The 15986-nt window shown below is 45.2% G+C and carries 14 protein-coding genes and 1 pseudogene; 10 read left to right on the top strand and 5 right to left on the bottom strand.

Annotated elements, in window-relative coordinates; translation table 11 throughout:
• The first annotated feature begins 13 nt into the window (after positions 1–13).
• Both RH45_RS08170 and RH45_RS08165 read left to right on the top strand, forming a co-directional pair.
• Positions 14–319, top strand: coding sequence for a hypothetical protein (locus RH45_RS08170; RefSeq protein WP_008075960.1), 306 nt, complete (start codon positions 14–16; stop codon positions 317–319).
• A gap of 18 nt (positions 320–337) precedes the next feature.
• Entirely contained in the window at positions 338–1165 is an 828-nt protein-coding gene (locus RH45_RS08165) for a sulfurtransferase (RefSeq protein WP_008075959.1), read from the top strand.
• A 67-nt stretch (positions 1166–1232) separates the two neighbouring features.
• On the opposite strand, the gene RH45_RS08160 is transcribed toward RH45_RS08165, so the two are convergent.
• Together RH45_RS08160 and RH45_RS08155 are read right to left on the bottom strand one after the other, a co-directional pair.
• A complete protein-coding gene (locus tag RH45_RS08160) occupies positions 1233–1628 on the bottom strand; it encodes a Rid family hydrolase (RefSeq protein WP_174263526.1) in 396 nt (131 codons plus the stop codon).
• Positions 1625–1915 (bottom strand): putative quinol monooxygenase, encoded by a 291-nt coding sequence (locus tag RH45_RS08155; protein ID WP_008075957.1) that lies wholly within the window; start codon positions 1913–1915, stop codon positions 1625–1627. Before RH45_RS08155 ends, RH45_RS08160 begins: the two co-directional genes overlap by 4 nt.
• A gap of 114 nt (positions 1916–2029) precedes the next feature.
• On the opposite strand from RH45_RS08155, the gene RH45_RS08150 reads away from it, so the two are divergent.
• Positions 2030–2950 (top strand): LysR family transcriptional regulator, encoded by a 921-nt coding sequence (locus RH45_RS08150; RefSeq protein ID WP_008075956.1) that lies wholly within the window; start codon positions 2030–2032, stop codon positions 2948–2950.
• Positions 2951–2966: 16 nt separating this feature from the next.
• Here the strand turns inward: RH45_RS08150 and RH45_RS08145 are convergent, their stop codons facing one another.
• The gene (locus RH45_RS08145) at positions 2967–3950 is read right to left on the bottom strand and encodes a sugar-binding transcriptional regulator (RefSeq protein WP_008075950.1); all 984 of its coding nucleotides are present in this window, start codon (positions 3948–3950) and stop codon (positions 2967–2969) included.
• A gap of 439 nt (positions 3951–4389) precedes the next feature.
• Here RH45_RS08145 and tal point away from each other — a divergent pair, with 439 nt between their 5' ends.
• Both tal and tkt read left to right on the top strand, forming a co-directional pair.
• On the top strand, positions 4390–5340 hold the full coding sequence (gene tal, locus RH45_RS08140; protein ID WP_008075948.1) for a transaldolase: 951 nt from the start codon (positions 4390–4392) through the stop codon (positions 5338–5340).
• Positions 5341–5422: 82 nt separating this feature from the next.
• Complete coding sequence (tkt, locus tag RH45_RS08135) at positions 5423–7414, top strand: transketolase (protein ID WP_008075946.1); 1992 nt, start codon at positions 5423–5425, stop codon at positions 7412–7414.
• A 49-nt stretch (positions 7415–7463) separates the two neighbouring features.
• Here the strand turns inward: tkt and RH45_RS08130 are convergent.
• A pseudogene (locus RH45_RS08130) lies at positions 7464–7935 on the bottom strand (Lrp/AsnC family transcriptional regulator).
• Positions 7936–8087: 152 nt separating this feature from the next.
• Here RH45_RS08130 and RH45_RS08125 point away from each other — a divergent pair.
• Positions 8088–9047, top strand: coding sequence for a hypothetical protein (locus RH45_RS08125; protein ID WP_008075942.1), 960 nt, complete (start codon positions 8088–8090; stop codon positions 9045–9047).
• Positions 9048–9089: 42 nt separating this feature from the next.
• On the opposite strand, the gene RH45_RS08120 is transcribed toward RH45_RS08125, so the two are convergent.
• Entirely contained in the window at positions 9090–10649 is a 1560-nt protein-coding gene (locus RH45_RS08120) for a methyl-accepting chemotaxis protein (protein WP_008075940.1), read from the bottom strand.
• Positions 10650–11027: 378 nt separating this feature from the next.
• On the opposite strand from RH45_RS08120, the gene ylqF reads away from it, so the two are divergent.
• From ylqF to RH45_RS08100, 4 genes are all read left to right on the top strand, one after another.
• A complete protein-coding gene (ylqF, locus tag RH45_RS08115) occupies positions 11028–11963 on the top strand; it encodes a ribosome biogenesis GTPase YlqF (RefSeq protein ID WP_008075937.1) in 936 nt (311 codons plus the stop codon).
• Positions 11964–12057: 94 nt separating this feature from the next.
• Positions 12058–13041 (top strand): CobW family GTP-binding protein, encoded by a 984-nt coding sequence (locus RH45_RS08110; RefSeq protein WP_008075935.1) that lies wholly within the window; start codon positions 12058–12060, stop codon positions 13039–13041.
• Positions 13042–13470: 429 nt separating this feature from the next.
• Positions 13471–14871 (top strand): H(+)/Cl(-) exchange transporter ClcA, encoded by a 1401-nt coding sequence (gene clcA, locus RH45_RS08105; RefSeq protein WP_008075933.1) that lies wholly within the window; start codon positions 13471–13473, stop codon positions 14869–14871.
• Between the two features lie 114 nt (positions 14872–14985).
• On the top strand, positions 14986–15960 hold the full coding sequence (locus RH45_RS08100) for a TDT family transporter (protein ID WP_008075931.1): 975 nt from the start codon (positions 14986–14988) through the stop codon (positions 15958–15960).
• Positions 15961–15986 lie beyond the last annotated feature (26 nt).

Here is a 15986-nt window from a genome sequence, read left to right as displayed (position 1 = left end):
GGCGATAAGTTTGATGAATAATCCTAGAGTCTTTCTTATCGCTTTTTTTGTATCTATCGCGCTGCTTGTCACTTTGTTGATGCTTAAACCACAACGTACACCAGAAAGACTTCTCGCCGTTGTTACCTCACAAACTCTGACCCAGTCGCTGGATGGCCAGCGAAAATACCTCAACGTCACCACAGAGTCAGGCGAGAGTTTATTGATTCCCTTCCGTGCTCAATTAGATTGCCCAGAAAGTTCAAAAGTGACCATAGAAAAGAAACAGGGATTCTTTTCTGATGTTGTTTCGTATACAGTTTTGGAGTGCAAACAATAAATAAAACAAGGAATCTGTATGTCGCCTCTCGTTACCCCGCAATGGCTTAACCAGCAACTGAGCAACCCAAGCTTAATCGTTCTTGATACTAGCATTGAATTCCAAATCCCAGGTGAAGTAGACAAAGACACATCCAATCTCATTCCTCAGTCACTCAGGTTTGATTACGACAAAGAGTTTTGCGACCCCGATGCAACCCTCCCTCATATGATGCCAAGTGAAGAACGGTTTAATTCACTTGCACAAGCTATGGGGATAAATAACGATTCAGTGATCGTTGTTTATGATAATAGCGGTACATTCGCATCCCCTCGCGCTTGGTGGATGTTTCGCGCTATGGGACATAAAGAGGTTTACATTTTAGATGGTGGTTTAACAGAGTGGAAAGCGGCAGGTTTTGTGACAACTACGGCTTATCATGTCGCTCAATCTAAAGGGGATTTTGTGGGACAGCTCAATCGAAACTTCTTCGTCAATGCCGATTACGTATTAAACCAAATCGACAATCACGATAGCTTAACGGTTGATGCCCGCTCTCGCGCAAGGTTCAACAGCGAAGTCGCCGAGCCTAGACCAGGTATTCGCAGTGGACATATCCCCAACTCCGTTTGCCAGCCTTTCATTGAACTGATGGACGGGCACAAAATGAAATCCGTCGAAGAGCTGAAATCCATTCTTCAAGATGTGCTATCGACTCAGGTAAAGCAAACCTTGTTTAGCTGCGGTTCTGGTGTTACAGCGTGTATCGTATTACTTGCCGCTCACCTTTCGGGCTACCATAATCTTGCCGTGTATGACGGTTCTTGGACTGAATGGGGAGCAGATACGGCTTTACCGATCAACTAAAAAAACGGGAAATAAGGCAGCTTATCGCTGCCTTAATAGTCAAGCTTTCTGCAATAGCGACTATTACTTAAAATCGCTTCGCAGCCTCTGCTTCAATCTCTACTTTCCATTTTTCGTCAAACAGACCATTTACGAACAGCAAGGTTGTGGCTAATCCTCCAACATCGAATGATAGACGTTGTTTCGCCCTTTGATATTCCGGTAAATCACTCCTACTAACCAAATAAATCCTGACACTGACCAAATCCTGTATGTCCATGTTATTCGCTTGTAAAACTCCTCGTAGGTTTCGCCAAGCTAAGACAATTTGATCTTCAGCGCTATCAGGTACGGCACCATTATCGGAAATCCCTAACTGACCAGCGACATGCAACCAAGTTGCCCCAGGAGGAACTATCGCACATTGGTGGTAGTTAGCAGCTGGTGCAGGTACTGAATCAGGGCTCCAGATAATATTCATCAGACTTCCTTCGACAATATACTGATTTCAGGTGCCTCAGTTAACATCGTACCTAGTTGATCGAAATCGCCGATGTCTTTACGCCAAGCAATGTATTTCTCAAAATGCTGAGGACTTAGCCACTCTTCCAGTAAGACCAATTGACGGTCACCCTGAATTTGCTCATACAAGTTGGCACTCAAGTTACCTTCGAACTTCAGCGTGTCAGGTAGAATCTCAGTAAAAAAGTCTTTAATAACCGAGGTATTTTCCAGTGAATGGCTAAGTTTAAATTGAACCAAAATACTCATAACTCTCTCCTTTTGTCTGTTTTCTTGAGTTCGAAAGAGAGTTTAATTGTTTAGATTAAATGATAAATACATTACTATCTGACATATAATTCTATTAAATAGAACAATCAAATCATGAAATCTGATTTTCACCGCATGTTGGTGTTTGCACAAATAGTCGAATCCGGGTCTATGACAAAGGCTGCTGACGAACTCGATGTATCGAAATCCGTACTTAGCCATCACCTACAAAGTTTGGAGCAACACTTAGGAGTGAAGTTATTAACCAGGACAACTCGTCGTCAGTCGCTCACCCTATCAGGGCAACGCTATTACCAGCGGTGCCTAGAAATGAAAAAGCTGTTGTCGCTAGCAGAGGAAGAAGTCCGAAATTCTGACACGGATCTGGCGGGTACAATTGCAATAACTTCGCCGCATACGCTCATGACGCACATTATCGGTCCGTCTATGTGTGAGCTCGTCAAACAACACCCTCGTATAGAACCTCGGCTTTATGCCAGCGACATGCGAATGAATCTGATCGATAAATACCTTGACCTCGCGATCACCGTCGGTCAATTACCTGACTCAACATCACGCGCCATCAAAATTGGCGAACTAGAACAAGTTTTATGTTGTTCACCTGAATATATCGAAAAAAGAAACTTGTCTCTGCCAATTACAGAAACTGAATTGACTGAACATGACTACATTGCAAATCAGTGGGAAGGGATTAACGTAGAGCGAAAGTTTCCCCTTAACAGCCAGCACACCATTTATCGTTTTCAATCTACTCGTATCGGCGACAGTGTTCCAACGATACGCATGATGGCGCTGTCGGGGTTGGGGATAGCTTGTTTACCTATATTGGCAATAAAGGAAGAACTTGAAAGCGGTCATTTAATAAAGCTCACGAGTAACCAAGTTAAGCTCAGTGCTCCAGTATGGATCGTTCACAACTTTGGCACACAAGTACCCGCCCGAATCCGCGCAATCATTGAGTTAATAAAAGAAAATGCGCGCGTAAAATTACAGCTAAAAACGCAGGTTACGTAACCTGCGCTTGTTAGACTCATGGCATCATTTGTTCATCAAGGTTAAGTACCGTTAACGCGTTACTTACGCTAGTTGCAATCACATCAATGACTCCGGTTCTCAGAGCGCCAAGCAGTGCTAACGGTTTACTGTTTTCAGCCGCGATAGCAATCACCTCTTGAATAGGTCTAAATTCATCGATACTCAACCCGATAACGCGGTCGCTCATTACCGTTTTCGCTGAATCACCTTTAATGTCGAAAAAGTCATAGCCAGCGAAGTCACCGACCACGCCCTGATTCATGCGAGATTGCACCACTTCGTCGGCAGTAAACCAGCCCAAATCTACCATGTAACTGTTTTCGCTCATATCGCCGATACCCACTAAAGCAATATCTGCTTTGCGCGCTAAATCGAGGGTTTGCTTAACCGTCGCATTCTGCATGAAGGCAAGCTTTTGCTCTCGGTTCTCCGCATAGGCGGGCGCATACAGAGTTTCTGACGTACCACCGTAGCTTTTAGCAAACTGACGGCAAATATGGTCAGCGTTGTACATACCCCCACGCGGGTGAATACCACCGATACCGCAAACAAACTTAACATCCCTTTGTGGAATAACGCCAACATGATGGGCAACCGCGGAAACATTTCGGCCTTGCCCAACGGTCACTACAGCGCCGTTTTGAATTGAGCTGGCCATATATTTAGATACCAAGCCAGCAACGAGTTGGCGCTGTTGATCTTCTACGGGTTGGTCGAGTGCAATTAAAGCGCGTTTAACACCAAATCTTTCGATTAGGCGCTGTTCAATCTTGGCGCTAAACACCGGGTGGTATTTAACTGTGATCTCGACAATGCCTTCGTCCCTTGCCTGCTTGAGCATCCGGCCGACCTTAGCGCGTGAAACAGCAAACTTTTTTGAAATTTCTTCTTGCGTTGCCCCATCTTGGTAGTAAGCAACCGAGACTTCTGTTAACAGATCAGCGTTATCGTCGGAAATATCCTGCTGAGTTTTACTCATAATTGTATTCCTAGTGGCAAATAGCACTTAACATGTGCTCATGCTCGTAGCATATGTCACAGCACTATTTAAATGCAACATTTGCTCATTAGGTTTACATATTCTCAGGTCACATTTTGCACCTTTTCTCGTCTTTCAAAGCCTCGCCCTACTTAAGCAAACGTTTATAACCAACTAACTGTGCAGGGGAGCAAAAAAATAGTTGATGAATGTCACTATAACCACGACTTACACATTGACTTTCAGGCTGGATAAGATAAATATGAACACATCATTTACTCAACGTTAGAGCAAATGTTCACAACACATGCTCCAACGTCAAAAAGTTTAAAGTTAATTGGTGGAATCTCCAACTACACTACTGATTAACTCGCTTGCAAATGCACTCTATATACATCGCAATATGCATGTATAAGGCCCATGAAATAGGATGATCGGAATGAGCAACAAATTAGAGCAACTTCGTAAACTAACGACTGTAGTAGCGGACACTGGTGAAATTGATGCAATCAAAAAGTACCAGCCAGAAGATGCAACAACTAACCCTTCTCTGATTCTTAAGGCAGCTCAAATCGAAGAGTATGCTCCTCTTATCGATGCTTCAATTGAGTACGCTAAAGCGCAAAGCGACGACAAAGCTCAGCAGGTTCAAGATACTTGTGACATGCTAGCGGTCAACATCGGTAAAGAAATCCTAAAAACTATTCCAGGTCGTATCTCTACAGAAGTAGATGCTCGTCTTTCTTACGACATGGAAGGCAGCGTAGCGAAAGCTCGTCAGCTTGTTAAGATGTACAACGATGCAGGCATCACTAACGATCGCATCCTTATCAAACTGGCTTCTACTTGGGAAGGTATCCGCGCAGCTGAAATCCTAGAGAAAGAAGGCATCAACTGTAACCTTACTCTTCTATTCTCTTTCGCTCAGGCTCGTGCATGTGCTGAAGCTGGCGTATTCCTAATCTCGCCATTCGTTGGTCGTATCATGGACTGGTACAAAGCGAAAGAAGGCCGTGACTTCGAAGCTCAAGAAGATCCAGGCGTACTATCTGTAACTAGCATCTACAACTACTACAAAGAGTACGGCTACAACACTGTAGTAATGGGCGCAAGCTTCCGTAACATCGGCGAGATCCTAGAACTTGCTGGCTGTGACCGTCTAACTATCGCGCCAGCACTTCTTGCTGAACTAGAAGCGGCAGAAGGTGACGTAGTAGAGAAGCTAGTTGACTCTAAAGGTGCTAAAGAGCGCCCAGCAGCTATGACTCACGCTGAGTTCCTATGGGATCACAACCAAGACCCAATGGCTGTTGAGAAGCTTGCAGAAGGTATCCGCAACTTCGCTGTAGACCAAGGCAAACTTGAAGCAATGATTGAAGCTAAGCTTTAATCGACAGAATCTCAAAAGGGGAACGTTTGCGTTCCCCTTTCAATTTCCTATCCAATATTTACATTAGAAATCGGTAAGAATCATGGATCGTAAAAATCTAGCTAATGCAATCCGTGCGCTAAGCATGGACGGTGTTCAACAAGCAAACTCTGGCCACCCAGGCGCACCTATGGGTATGGCTGATATCGCTGAAGTTCTTTGGCGTGACCACCTAAACCACAACCCTTCAAACCCAGAGTGGGCTGACCGCGACCGTTTCGTTCTTTCAAATGGCCACGGCTCAATGCTGATTTACTCTCTGCTTCACCTAGCAGGCTACGAGCTGTCAATCGAAGATCTTAAGAACTTCCGTCAACTTCACTCTAAGACTCCTGGTCACCCAGAGTACGGTTATGCACCGGGTATCGAAACTACAACGGGCCCACTAGGTCAAGGTATCACTAACGCTGTTGGTATGGCGCTAGCTGAGAAGACACTTGCAGCACAGTTCAACAAAGAAGGCCACGACATCGTTGACCACTTCACTTATGCATTCATGGGTGACGGCTGTCTGATGGAAGGTATCTCTCACGAAGCGTGTTCTCTAGCAGGTACACTAGGTCTTGGTAAGCTTATCGCGTTCTGGGATGACAACGGCATCTCTATCGATGGTGAAGTTGAAGGTTGGTTCTCTGACGACACGCCTAAACGCTTTGAAGCGTACGGCTGGCACGTAATCCCAGCAGTAGACGGCCACGATTCTGAAGCAATCAACGCAGCCATCGTTGCGGCGAAAGCTGACCCTCGCCCTACGCTGATTTGTACTAAAACTATCATCGGTTTTGGTTCACCAAACAAATCTGGTTCACACGACTGTCACGGTGCACCACTAGGCGCTGAAGAAATTGCAGCTACACGTAAAGAGCTAGGTTGGGAGCACGGTCCTTTTGAAATTCCGCAAGATGTCTACGCGCAGTGGGACGCGAAAGAAGCAGGCGCAGCTAAGGAAGCAGCGTGGAACGAGAAACTTGCAGCTTATGAAGCAGCATATCCAGAGCTTGCAGCAGAATTCAAACGCCGCGTAAACGGTGAGCTACCTGCGCAGTGGGAAGAGAAAGCAAACGCAATCATCGCTGACCTTCAAGCTAACCCAGCAAACATCGCATCACGTAAAGCGTCTCAAAACGCACTAGAAGCGTTCGGTGCTATGCTACCAGAATTCCTAGGCGGCTCTGCTGACCTTGCACCTTCTAACTTAACCATGTGGTCTGGCTCTAAGTCTGTTTCTGCTGAAGATCCAGCAGGTAACTACATCCACTACGGTGTACGTGAATTCGGTATGACAGCGATCATGAACGGTATCGCTCTGCACGGTGGTTTCGTACCATACGGCGCAACTTTCCTAATGTTCATGGAGTACGCACGTAACGCAATGCGTATGGCTGCTCTGATGAAAGTTCAGAATATCCAAGTTTACACGCACGACTCTATTGGTCTTGGCGAAGATGGCCCTACTCACCAACCAGTTGAGCAAATGGCTTCTCTACGTCTAACGCCAAACATGAGCACATGGCGTCCATGTGACCAAGTTGAGTCTGCAGTAGCATGGAAACTGGCTATCGAACGTAAAGACGGCCCAACGTCTCTAATCTTCTCTCGTCAAAACCTTGCACAGCAAGAGCGTAGCGAAGAGCAAGTAGCTAACATCGCGAAGGGTGGTTACATCCTGAAAGATTGTGAAGGTAAGCCAGAGCTAATCCTTATCGCTACAGGCTCTGAAGTTGAGCTAGCAGTTGAAGCAGCAGCACAGCTAACTGCTGAAGGTAAGAAGGTTCGCGTAGTATCTATGCCTGCAACTGACGCATTCGATAAGCAAGACGCAGCTTACCGCGAAGAAGTTCTACCTTCAGACGTAACGGCACGTGTTGCTATCGAAGCTGGTATTGCTGACTTCTGGTACAAGTACGTTGGTTTCGACGGTCGTATCATCGGTATGACAACATTTGGTGAGTCTGCACCTGCAGGTGAACTATTCAAGATGTTCGGTTTCACTACAGAAAACGTAGTAAACACAGCGAAAGAGCTTCTAGCTTAATCTCTGCTTCTCGATATTAAAATGCCCCGCTCGTTTAGCGGGGCATTTTTTATGGGAGCTCTTCTACGTTCACACCAGTACTGAATTTGACTGTTTTGGTCGATACTGAAGTGTGGAATTTGCGAATGTTTTTGTCTTGATGCAAAACTCTCTCGATAAACCGCTCATATGCTTGTATGTCGGGCACAGAAATCACCAACATAAAATCGTATCCGCCAGTAATCTGATAGCACTGAGTCACCTCGGGGGGCTTTTTCTACTGATTGACGAAACACGCTGTAAATGTCTCCCCTATCCCTCTCCATCTCGACCGAGACCAACAAAGTCATCTTATTGCCCGCTAACGCTGGATTGATAAGCGCTACATCACCAATGATCACTTTCTCGTCTCTAAGTCTCTTGACCCGCTTTAAGCACGCCGGCGGAGATAGACCTACCTCCGCTGCAAGATCAACATTGGCGATACGATTGTTGGCCTGCAAAATAGCGAGAATCTTCCTGTCTATTCGGTCAATTTCCATATATTTCCCAATCCTTATTAATTACGAAATTTAATGAGTTATTTATACAAAATAGGAAACATAAATAACAGGAAAGGATTAATATAAGTCATCATATTTCTCAACGATTGCCTACCATTTGTCCATCGAACTTATGATTAAGGAAAGTGGATATGTTCAAAGTTCAACGTTTCTTCCAAGAGCTGTGGCGCGAAATTATCGGCGTAACTTGGACGCTATACAAATTGATGATACCCATCATTCTCGTTATCAAGGTAATTGAAGAAATGGGCGGGATTACTTTACTAAGTGAATTCTTATCCCCTCTAATGGGTGCTCTTGGGCTACCTGAAGAGATGGGACTGGTATGGGCGACCACACTGCTTACCAATATTTACGCGGGCCTGCTTATCTTTATGAACAGTAACGCCGAACTTACCGTTGCCCAAGTCTCAGTGCTTAGTGCATTAATGCTCGTTGCCCACTCATTACCCATCGAAGCGGCTGTTGCGAAGCGTGCTGGAGTCGGGCTCATGATGACGTTGCTCGTAAGGCTTGGTGGCGGATTACTTTTTGCTTGGCTGTTGCATCAAACCTATCAATGGGGCGACTTGCTTCAAGACTCAGCCCAGATTGTATGGGCACCTGAAAACCAAGGCAGCCAGACTTACTTGGAATGGGCGTGGTCTCAGTTAGAAAGCTTAATCGCGATTTTTATCATCGTTGCTTGTCTCTTATTCACGCTAAAGTTATTAAAAGTGCTTGGTATTGAAAAAGTCATGGCATGGATGCTAAGACCTATCTTAAAAGTACTCGGTATTAGCCCTCAAGCAACCAACATGACCATTGTTGGGATCACGTTAGGCATCTCTTTTGGGGGCGGGTTATTGATCAACGAAGCGAAGAAAGGACACATTCCCGCTAAAGATGTTTTTACTGCGGTCATGTTGCTTAACCTCGCTCACAGTATGATAGAAGACACGATATTGGTGATGCTGATTGGTGCAGATTTTACGTCAATATTTTGGGGGCGGTTATTGTTCGGCTTTGTGATAGTCGCCGCGATATCTCAGTGTCTCAAAAAGCTCAGTGATAGCACCTGCGAAAAATACCTGTATAAAGCTAACGGCTAAAACAATGAACCCCGCTTTTTAGCGGGGCCATCATGTTAAAAACTATCTGTCTTCAAAACGTTTGGCCAACTGATAGAACTCGTTAACCTGTTCTTTCAATTCAGTGGCATGGGTTCTCACGGAGTGTGTCGCCGCTAAATTTTGCTCTGCTGTTGATGCGATAGACTGAATGTGCAAATTAACATTGCTAGAAAGCTGGCGTTGCTGGCTCGCCGAACTGTCGACCGTTTTCATCAGCTCACTCATAGAAGTCATCAGTGTCTCAACTTCAGATAAACGATCTGCACTTAGCTTGGCCACTTCCCCACACTCATTCGTTTGCTCTTGATTTGTGATGATCTCTTTCTGCCAGCTTTCAATAGTAGAAAGCATGGCTTCGATGCTTTCTTTAATCTGTACCGTGGCGTTAGAAGTACGCCCTGACAATGCTCGCACTTCGTCTGCGACCACCGCAAAACCTCGTCCCTGCTCACCAGCACGAGCGGCTTCGATCGCTGCATTTAACGCCAATAAGTTCGTTTGCTCAGCAATCCCGCCAATTTCTTCCATCATCTGGCTGACGTTTTGTGCTTGTTCGCTTAAGTGATAAGTGGTTTGTGTCGCTTTTTCTGCCTGCGCACTGAGGTTTTCGAGATTGGTGTGCGTTTGATGAATGCTTTCCTTCGCTCCGGCACAAGTTTCTATGGTGACATCAACAATCTGGTGAGCTTCTTGCGCACTGTTAGACACTTCATTTGCTGCAATTTCAACCTCTTCAGTCGCTTCACGAACTTGAAGAATGTCTTTTGTTTGCTGATCTAACGCTTCAGTGACTTGATATGACGTCGCGCTTAAGTTGTCAGCTAGATCTTGTAGAGGCTTAGCAGAATCCGTCATACGGCCCAAAACCGTTCTAATTCTTGCAGACAGCAACTTAATGTGAAAATCTGCGACAGAGAACTTGCTGTTACCGGAATACACTAAGCGGCTAATACTATCAAATTTGGTTTGCAGCTTTTTTAGCTGTGACGGTGTATCGATCAATTCCTGCCTAAACAGCAAAGCGAGCACTGAAAGAGGCAGAACACTACACAACCAAGAAGCCGCTTGGCCCATCTGCATTAGGTTAGATAACATCGGTGCCGAAAGAGAGCCAAGTAAAATAGCATAACGAACACTGTCGCTTATCTGTAAAGACCAGCTTCGTCCGGATTTTTCTGCGTTAATCAGGCCCTTATAAGCTTTAGCGGCAATGGTTACCCACTCCGCTTTCGGTTTGACACGTACCGACTGATAACCGCTCATTTGGCCGTTTTCATAAATCGGCGTGACATAAGCATCGACCCAGTAATATCCACCCGACTTAGTTCTGTTCTTAACTATACCTCGCCAAGCTTTGCCTTGCTTCAGACGCTCCCACATGTCCGCAAACGCAGCTTTAGGCATATCACTGTGGCGAACGAGGTTGTGGTTTTGACCTAACAATTCTTGCTGCGAGTATTCAGCGATGCGGCAAAACGCTTCGTTACTGTAGGTTATGACCCCTTTCAGGTCAGTGGTCGAAACAAGTTGCTCGTTGTCGTTTAATAGAGTTTCACGGGCGGAAGAAGTACTGACAGTCATTTCTAAACTTATGTATTAGTTTTTGTTGCACGCGAATATATACATAATTCAATATATGACAAAATATGAATGTCACATTTTCATAAATTTATCTTACGTTTGCTGAATTTTAATGCGTCCTGATTATATTTTGTCTATCAGTGAGTTAGGGGATTTGGGCCATCACATCGAAACGTTTCGTTTTTCGCTTTATTTGCTTGATTTCGCTTCTCTTTTTTAGACTCACCAAATTCCTCACGCAATGCTCATGCATACTGACCTGTTTGACGAAATTTTGTGCAAGCATAGTTACGCTTTATCGCTAAGCTAGGATTGCGCTTTACTCTTAGTTGATAACCCTTACAATTAACGAAAATCAAGTATTCCAAGGTCCTACCTATGTCTATCCAATGGTTTCCTGGGCACATGCACAAAGCCCGCAAAGAAATCGAAGAAGCGATCCCACAAGTTGACGTCATTATTGAAGTGTTAGATGCCCGCATTCCGTTCAGTAGCGAAAACCCTATGATCTCTGAACTTCGCGGTGACAAACCCGTCGTAAAAGTGCTGAATAAGCGTGACCTCGCGGATCCAGAACTCACAGAGCTATGGATTGAACACTTCGAAAAAGAAAACAACGTGAAAGCGATGGCGATTACCACGTCTAACGTGCAAGAAGTAAATAAGATTCTAGAACTTTGCCGTAAACTAGCGCCTCACCGTGAAGAGATTGGTAAGAATATTCGCACCATGATTATGGGGATTCCCAACGTCGGCAAGTCGACCATTATTAATACGCTCGCTGGTCGAAGCGTCGCCGTAACTGGAAACCAACCTGCTGTGACACGTCGTCAGCAACGAATCAACTTACAGAATGGCATTGTCCTTTCAGACACGCCTGGAATTTTGTGGCCGAAAGTAGAAAACCCACACAGTGGATTTCGTCTTGCCGCAACTGGTGCCGTAAAAGACACCGCAATGGAATACGACGAAGTCGCGTTCTATACGGTTGAGTACCTCGCAAAAGCCTATCCACAACGTTTACAAGAGCGTTACCAAATCGAGGAACTGCCTGAGAGCGACATAGAACTGATGGAAGAGATTGGTCGACGCCGAGGTGCATTACGTGCGGGCGGCCGCGTCGATTTGCATAAGTGCTCTGAAATTCTGCTACATGAGCTTCGCAATGGAACACTGGGTCAAGTCACTTTAGAGCTTCCAGATATGATTACCCAAGAGCTTATCGAAGTTGAAATTGAAGCAACTCGCAAAGCGGAAGAAAAGGCGAAGAAGAAAGAAGAGAGACGTAAGCGTTATCTCAAAAACAAACGCTAACAGAATAAGGGCAGTATGAAACTGCCCTTTTTTGTCTTCATTTGAAAACCACTTTTGTTATAGTGTAACAAACATCAGACTCGAGATATTTCTAATGAGAATTCCAACCAACATTATCACTGGTTTCCTAGGTACAGGAAAAACAACCGCGATATTGAGCTTATTAAAAGACAAACCCGAAAATGAAAATTGGGCGGTATTAGTCAATGAGTTTGGTGAAATCGGCATTGACGGTGCAATGATGACGGATCAGGGGGCGATGATTAAAGAAGTTCCTGGAGGTTGTATGTGCTGCGCTGCTGGCGTCCCGATGTCAGTTGCAATCACAGCACTACTAAGAACACAGCCTGATCGACTGATTGTTGAGCCAACAGGATTAGGCCACGCACATAAAGTGCTAGCGACATTAACATCTGAGCAGTTTAAAGATTACATCGAACTGCGTGCGACCATTGGCCTCGTCGACCCACGTAACTTATCTAACAGTAAGTATCTTGAAAACACAAACTTCACAGACCAACTTGCCATCTCAGACATTATTATTGGCAACAAGGTAGACGAGTGCCATGTAAGTGATATTGATGCGTTTAATGATTGGGTGACAGACCAAAACCCTCCTAAGATCTTCAGTCAGCTCGTCAAGCAAGGCCGATTCCCAGTCGAATTACTGGATAGCCCTAGACGAAATGCAGAAGTAGAGACAAGTCCTGTCGCTTCGCACCATCATGAACACGCAGAAATGGAGCCGCAGTTTCAACTGCCACCGAATCAAAGCTTCATTCGAAAAGAAAACAAGGGGCAGGGTTACTTTAGCTGCGGTTGGATCTTTGGCTCAGAAGTTGAGTTCAATTTCGATGATCTTTTCTCAGTGCTATCTGACATAACGGCAGAGCGTGTCAAAGGGGTTATGAACACCAACTCAGGGTGCTACGCGTTCAATGTCAGCAATGGTGTTGTATCGGTCAATCAAATGTCATTGGAAGGTTTTGAGAGCAGGATTGAAGTGATTGATAGCCAATTACTTCCATGGGATCAGTTGGAAGGTGTACTTAAACAGATCTCGAACCTCGTCGATTAATTGCTACCCCTCAAACGACAAAAGGCGCACATTCAAGTGCGCCCTATCCCTCGTTACTCAATCGTGAGTCTGCGAATCAGGTACTCTATGTAAGCCGCCTGATAAAAAACGAGGATCTGAATTGACTAAATTGAATCCATCCAAATTGTAGGTAAGACACGTTTTCCTCCATGCGGGTTGGTTCGGTATGTCTTACCCTTTAACTATGGTCTATAGTCGCCATTTTGCAAGGTAATCTCACCTCCCCATTGTATTGAATTGTGATACTGCTCCTAATTTCCTTTCATTGCAGTTTTGATCTTTCTCTCACTCGCTAGCCATCAATTTTGGAAATCAATATTGCAATCTTGGCGCTATAGTTACTTATAGACAGGCGTATAATTTGCGTAAATAGTTTCCTTCCCTAAATAATACGAGGCGCCCCTTTCCATGACCAAAAGAGAGAAAATTAAGCAATCCCTTCTTGCCACCATGCCGAAGGATGCCATTAATCAATTTCTCTCTAAAGATAAGACACCCATTTCGGTATTATTGCTGTCACTAGCGGTTGGCGTGTTAGCCGGGTTTGTCGGGACCTTATTTGAACTCGCCGTTCATTTCGTGTCAGAGACTCGAACTGATTGGCTCAAAGAAGCGATTGGCAGTGCTCTTCCTCTCTGGCTTGCCGCGTTCCTAATCAGCGCAGCTCTTGCATTCGTGGGTTACTTTTTGGTTCACCGCTTTGCTCCAGAAGCGGCTGGCTCAGGCATTCCTGAAATTGAAGGCGCAATGGATGGCATCAGACCTGTTCGCTGGTGGCGCGTGATTCCAGTTAAGTTTTTTGGTGGTATGGGCGCACTTGGCTCAGGCATGGTGCTTGGACGAGAAGGTCCTACTGTCCAAATGGGTGGCGCTATCGGTCGTATGGTAACGGACATATTCCGCGTAAAAAACGACGATACTCGGCATAGCCTTCTCGCCTCTGGTGCGGCCGGCGGCTTGGCTGCGGCTTTTAACGCGCCTCTTGCGGGGATCATGTTCGTTGTCGAGGAGATGAGACCTCAGTTCCGCTACTCCCTTATCTCTATCAGAGCAGTGATCATTTCTGCGGTGTCAGCGAACATAGTCTTTCGCTACATCAATGGTCAACATGCTGTCATTACCATGCCTCAGTATCAGCCGCCTGAACTTCCTGCACTCTGGCTATTTCTATTACTGGGCATTATGTTCGGCATCTTCGGTGTGGTCTTTAATCGACTAGTGACATTGTCACAAGACATGTTTGCAAGGATTCATCGTAACGACCGTAAACGCTACTTAATCACAGGCAGTTTAATTGGTGGTTGTTTTGGCATAACACTGTTGTATATGCCCGAGATTACTGGGGGTGGCATCGCGCTTATCCCAAACATTACTAAAGGAGATTACACCGCAGGCTTTTTGTTAATTCTCTTTGTTGCGCGTATCGCCACGACAATGATCTGTTTTGGTTCTGGTGCTCCCGGCGGTATCTTTGCTCCTATGTTGGCACTGGGAACTTTATTTGGCTATGCGTTTGGGTTAATCGCGAAAGGTCTGCTTCCTGAACTGATGATAGACCCAGGAATGTTCGCCATTGCCGGAATGGGTGCTTTATTTGCAGCCACTGTTAGAGCACCCATTACGGGCATTCTATTAGTCATTGAAATGACTAACAATTATTACTTAATTCTCCCGCTAATCATCACCAGTCTAGGCGCGGTTATATTCGCTCAACTGCTCGGTGGACAACCAATTTACAGTCAGTTACTTCACAGAACTTTAAAAAATGAGAAGTTAAGACAAGAAGATCTCCCTCGCGACGCTAATTGATAATTGCATCGCAACCGTTTGGCTTGCTATGATCAGCCGCTAAAAATTGGCTTGTGTTTTCAGTAACGCAAGCCAAATTTAGAGCATTTACTCGCAAGGCAAAGGAATACCTCGTTGAACTGGAGACGTTTAACTCAATTTCAAAGTGTCCCCCCATCTCAAGCAGCATTGGCATTGGGAATGATAGGCTTGGGTCATGCTTGGGCGTTGTACATACCGGAAGTCGGGATTATTATTCGTCCTTATTTAGCTGGCTTAGGCGCCATTCTTCTGTTTCCTGTGTTGGTTAAGTATTTCACCAATTTCAACACCTTTATCAACGATATCCGTCATCCACTGAGTGGCAGTCTCATGGCTCCAATGACGATGGCATTGTTGATCCTTTGTGACTATCTCGCCGTCATTTCTCCGATGATTGCCTACCCTCTCTGGTTTGCCGCTTTACTGCTCCACTTAACTATGGCGATCATGTTTTTTGGATTCCAACTGACCAACTTTAAAATGTGTAACTTGGTTCCGAGCTGGTTTCTGTATCCTGTTGGATTAATCAGTAGTTCGCTCGCAGGAACCCAATTTGGTCATACGGTTTTCTCAGAAACCTTGGTGAACACCTGTATCACTATCTACTTCTTTATGCTGCCGCTGGTGCTGTATAGGCTCATGTTTGAAGGCATGTTACCCAGACGTGCAAGGCCAACGCTTGCAATCATGGCGGCGCCAATCAACCTCACGCTCGCGACCTACTTAGTCAATTTTTCAGAACCTGATCCAATTTTGACCGGTGCATTGGCTGGAATCGCTGTCACAATGACGCTGTTTATCTATCTTTGTTACATCCGCTTATTAAGGCTTAAGTTTCAGCCATCGATTGCCGCTGTGACCTTTCCATCGGTGATCAGTGCGATAGCCATGCATAGACTCACAAGCTTTTTTGAGCAGTATCATCCTCAATGGCACTGGCTACATAAGTTTGGCTTATTCGAACTTAGTGTGGCTACCGGATTAGTAATTTGGGTTTCGGTGGGCTATGTCAGAATGTATTGGCCGGAATTGTTTGATGATGATAAACGAAATCAAACCGTCAATTAATAGCTACTATTTATATATAACTAGGC

The organism is Vibrio sinaloensis DSM 21326 (genome assembly GCF_000189275.1).
GTDB lineage: Bacteria > Pseudomonadota > Gammaproteobacteria > Enterobacterales > Vibrionaceae > Vibrio > Vibrio sinaloensis.
This window is presented reverse-complemented; position numbering and strand designations above follow the sequence as displayed.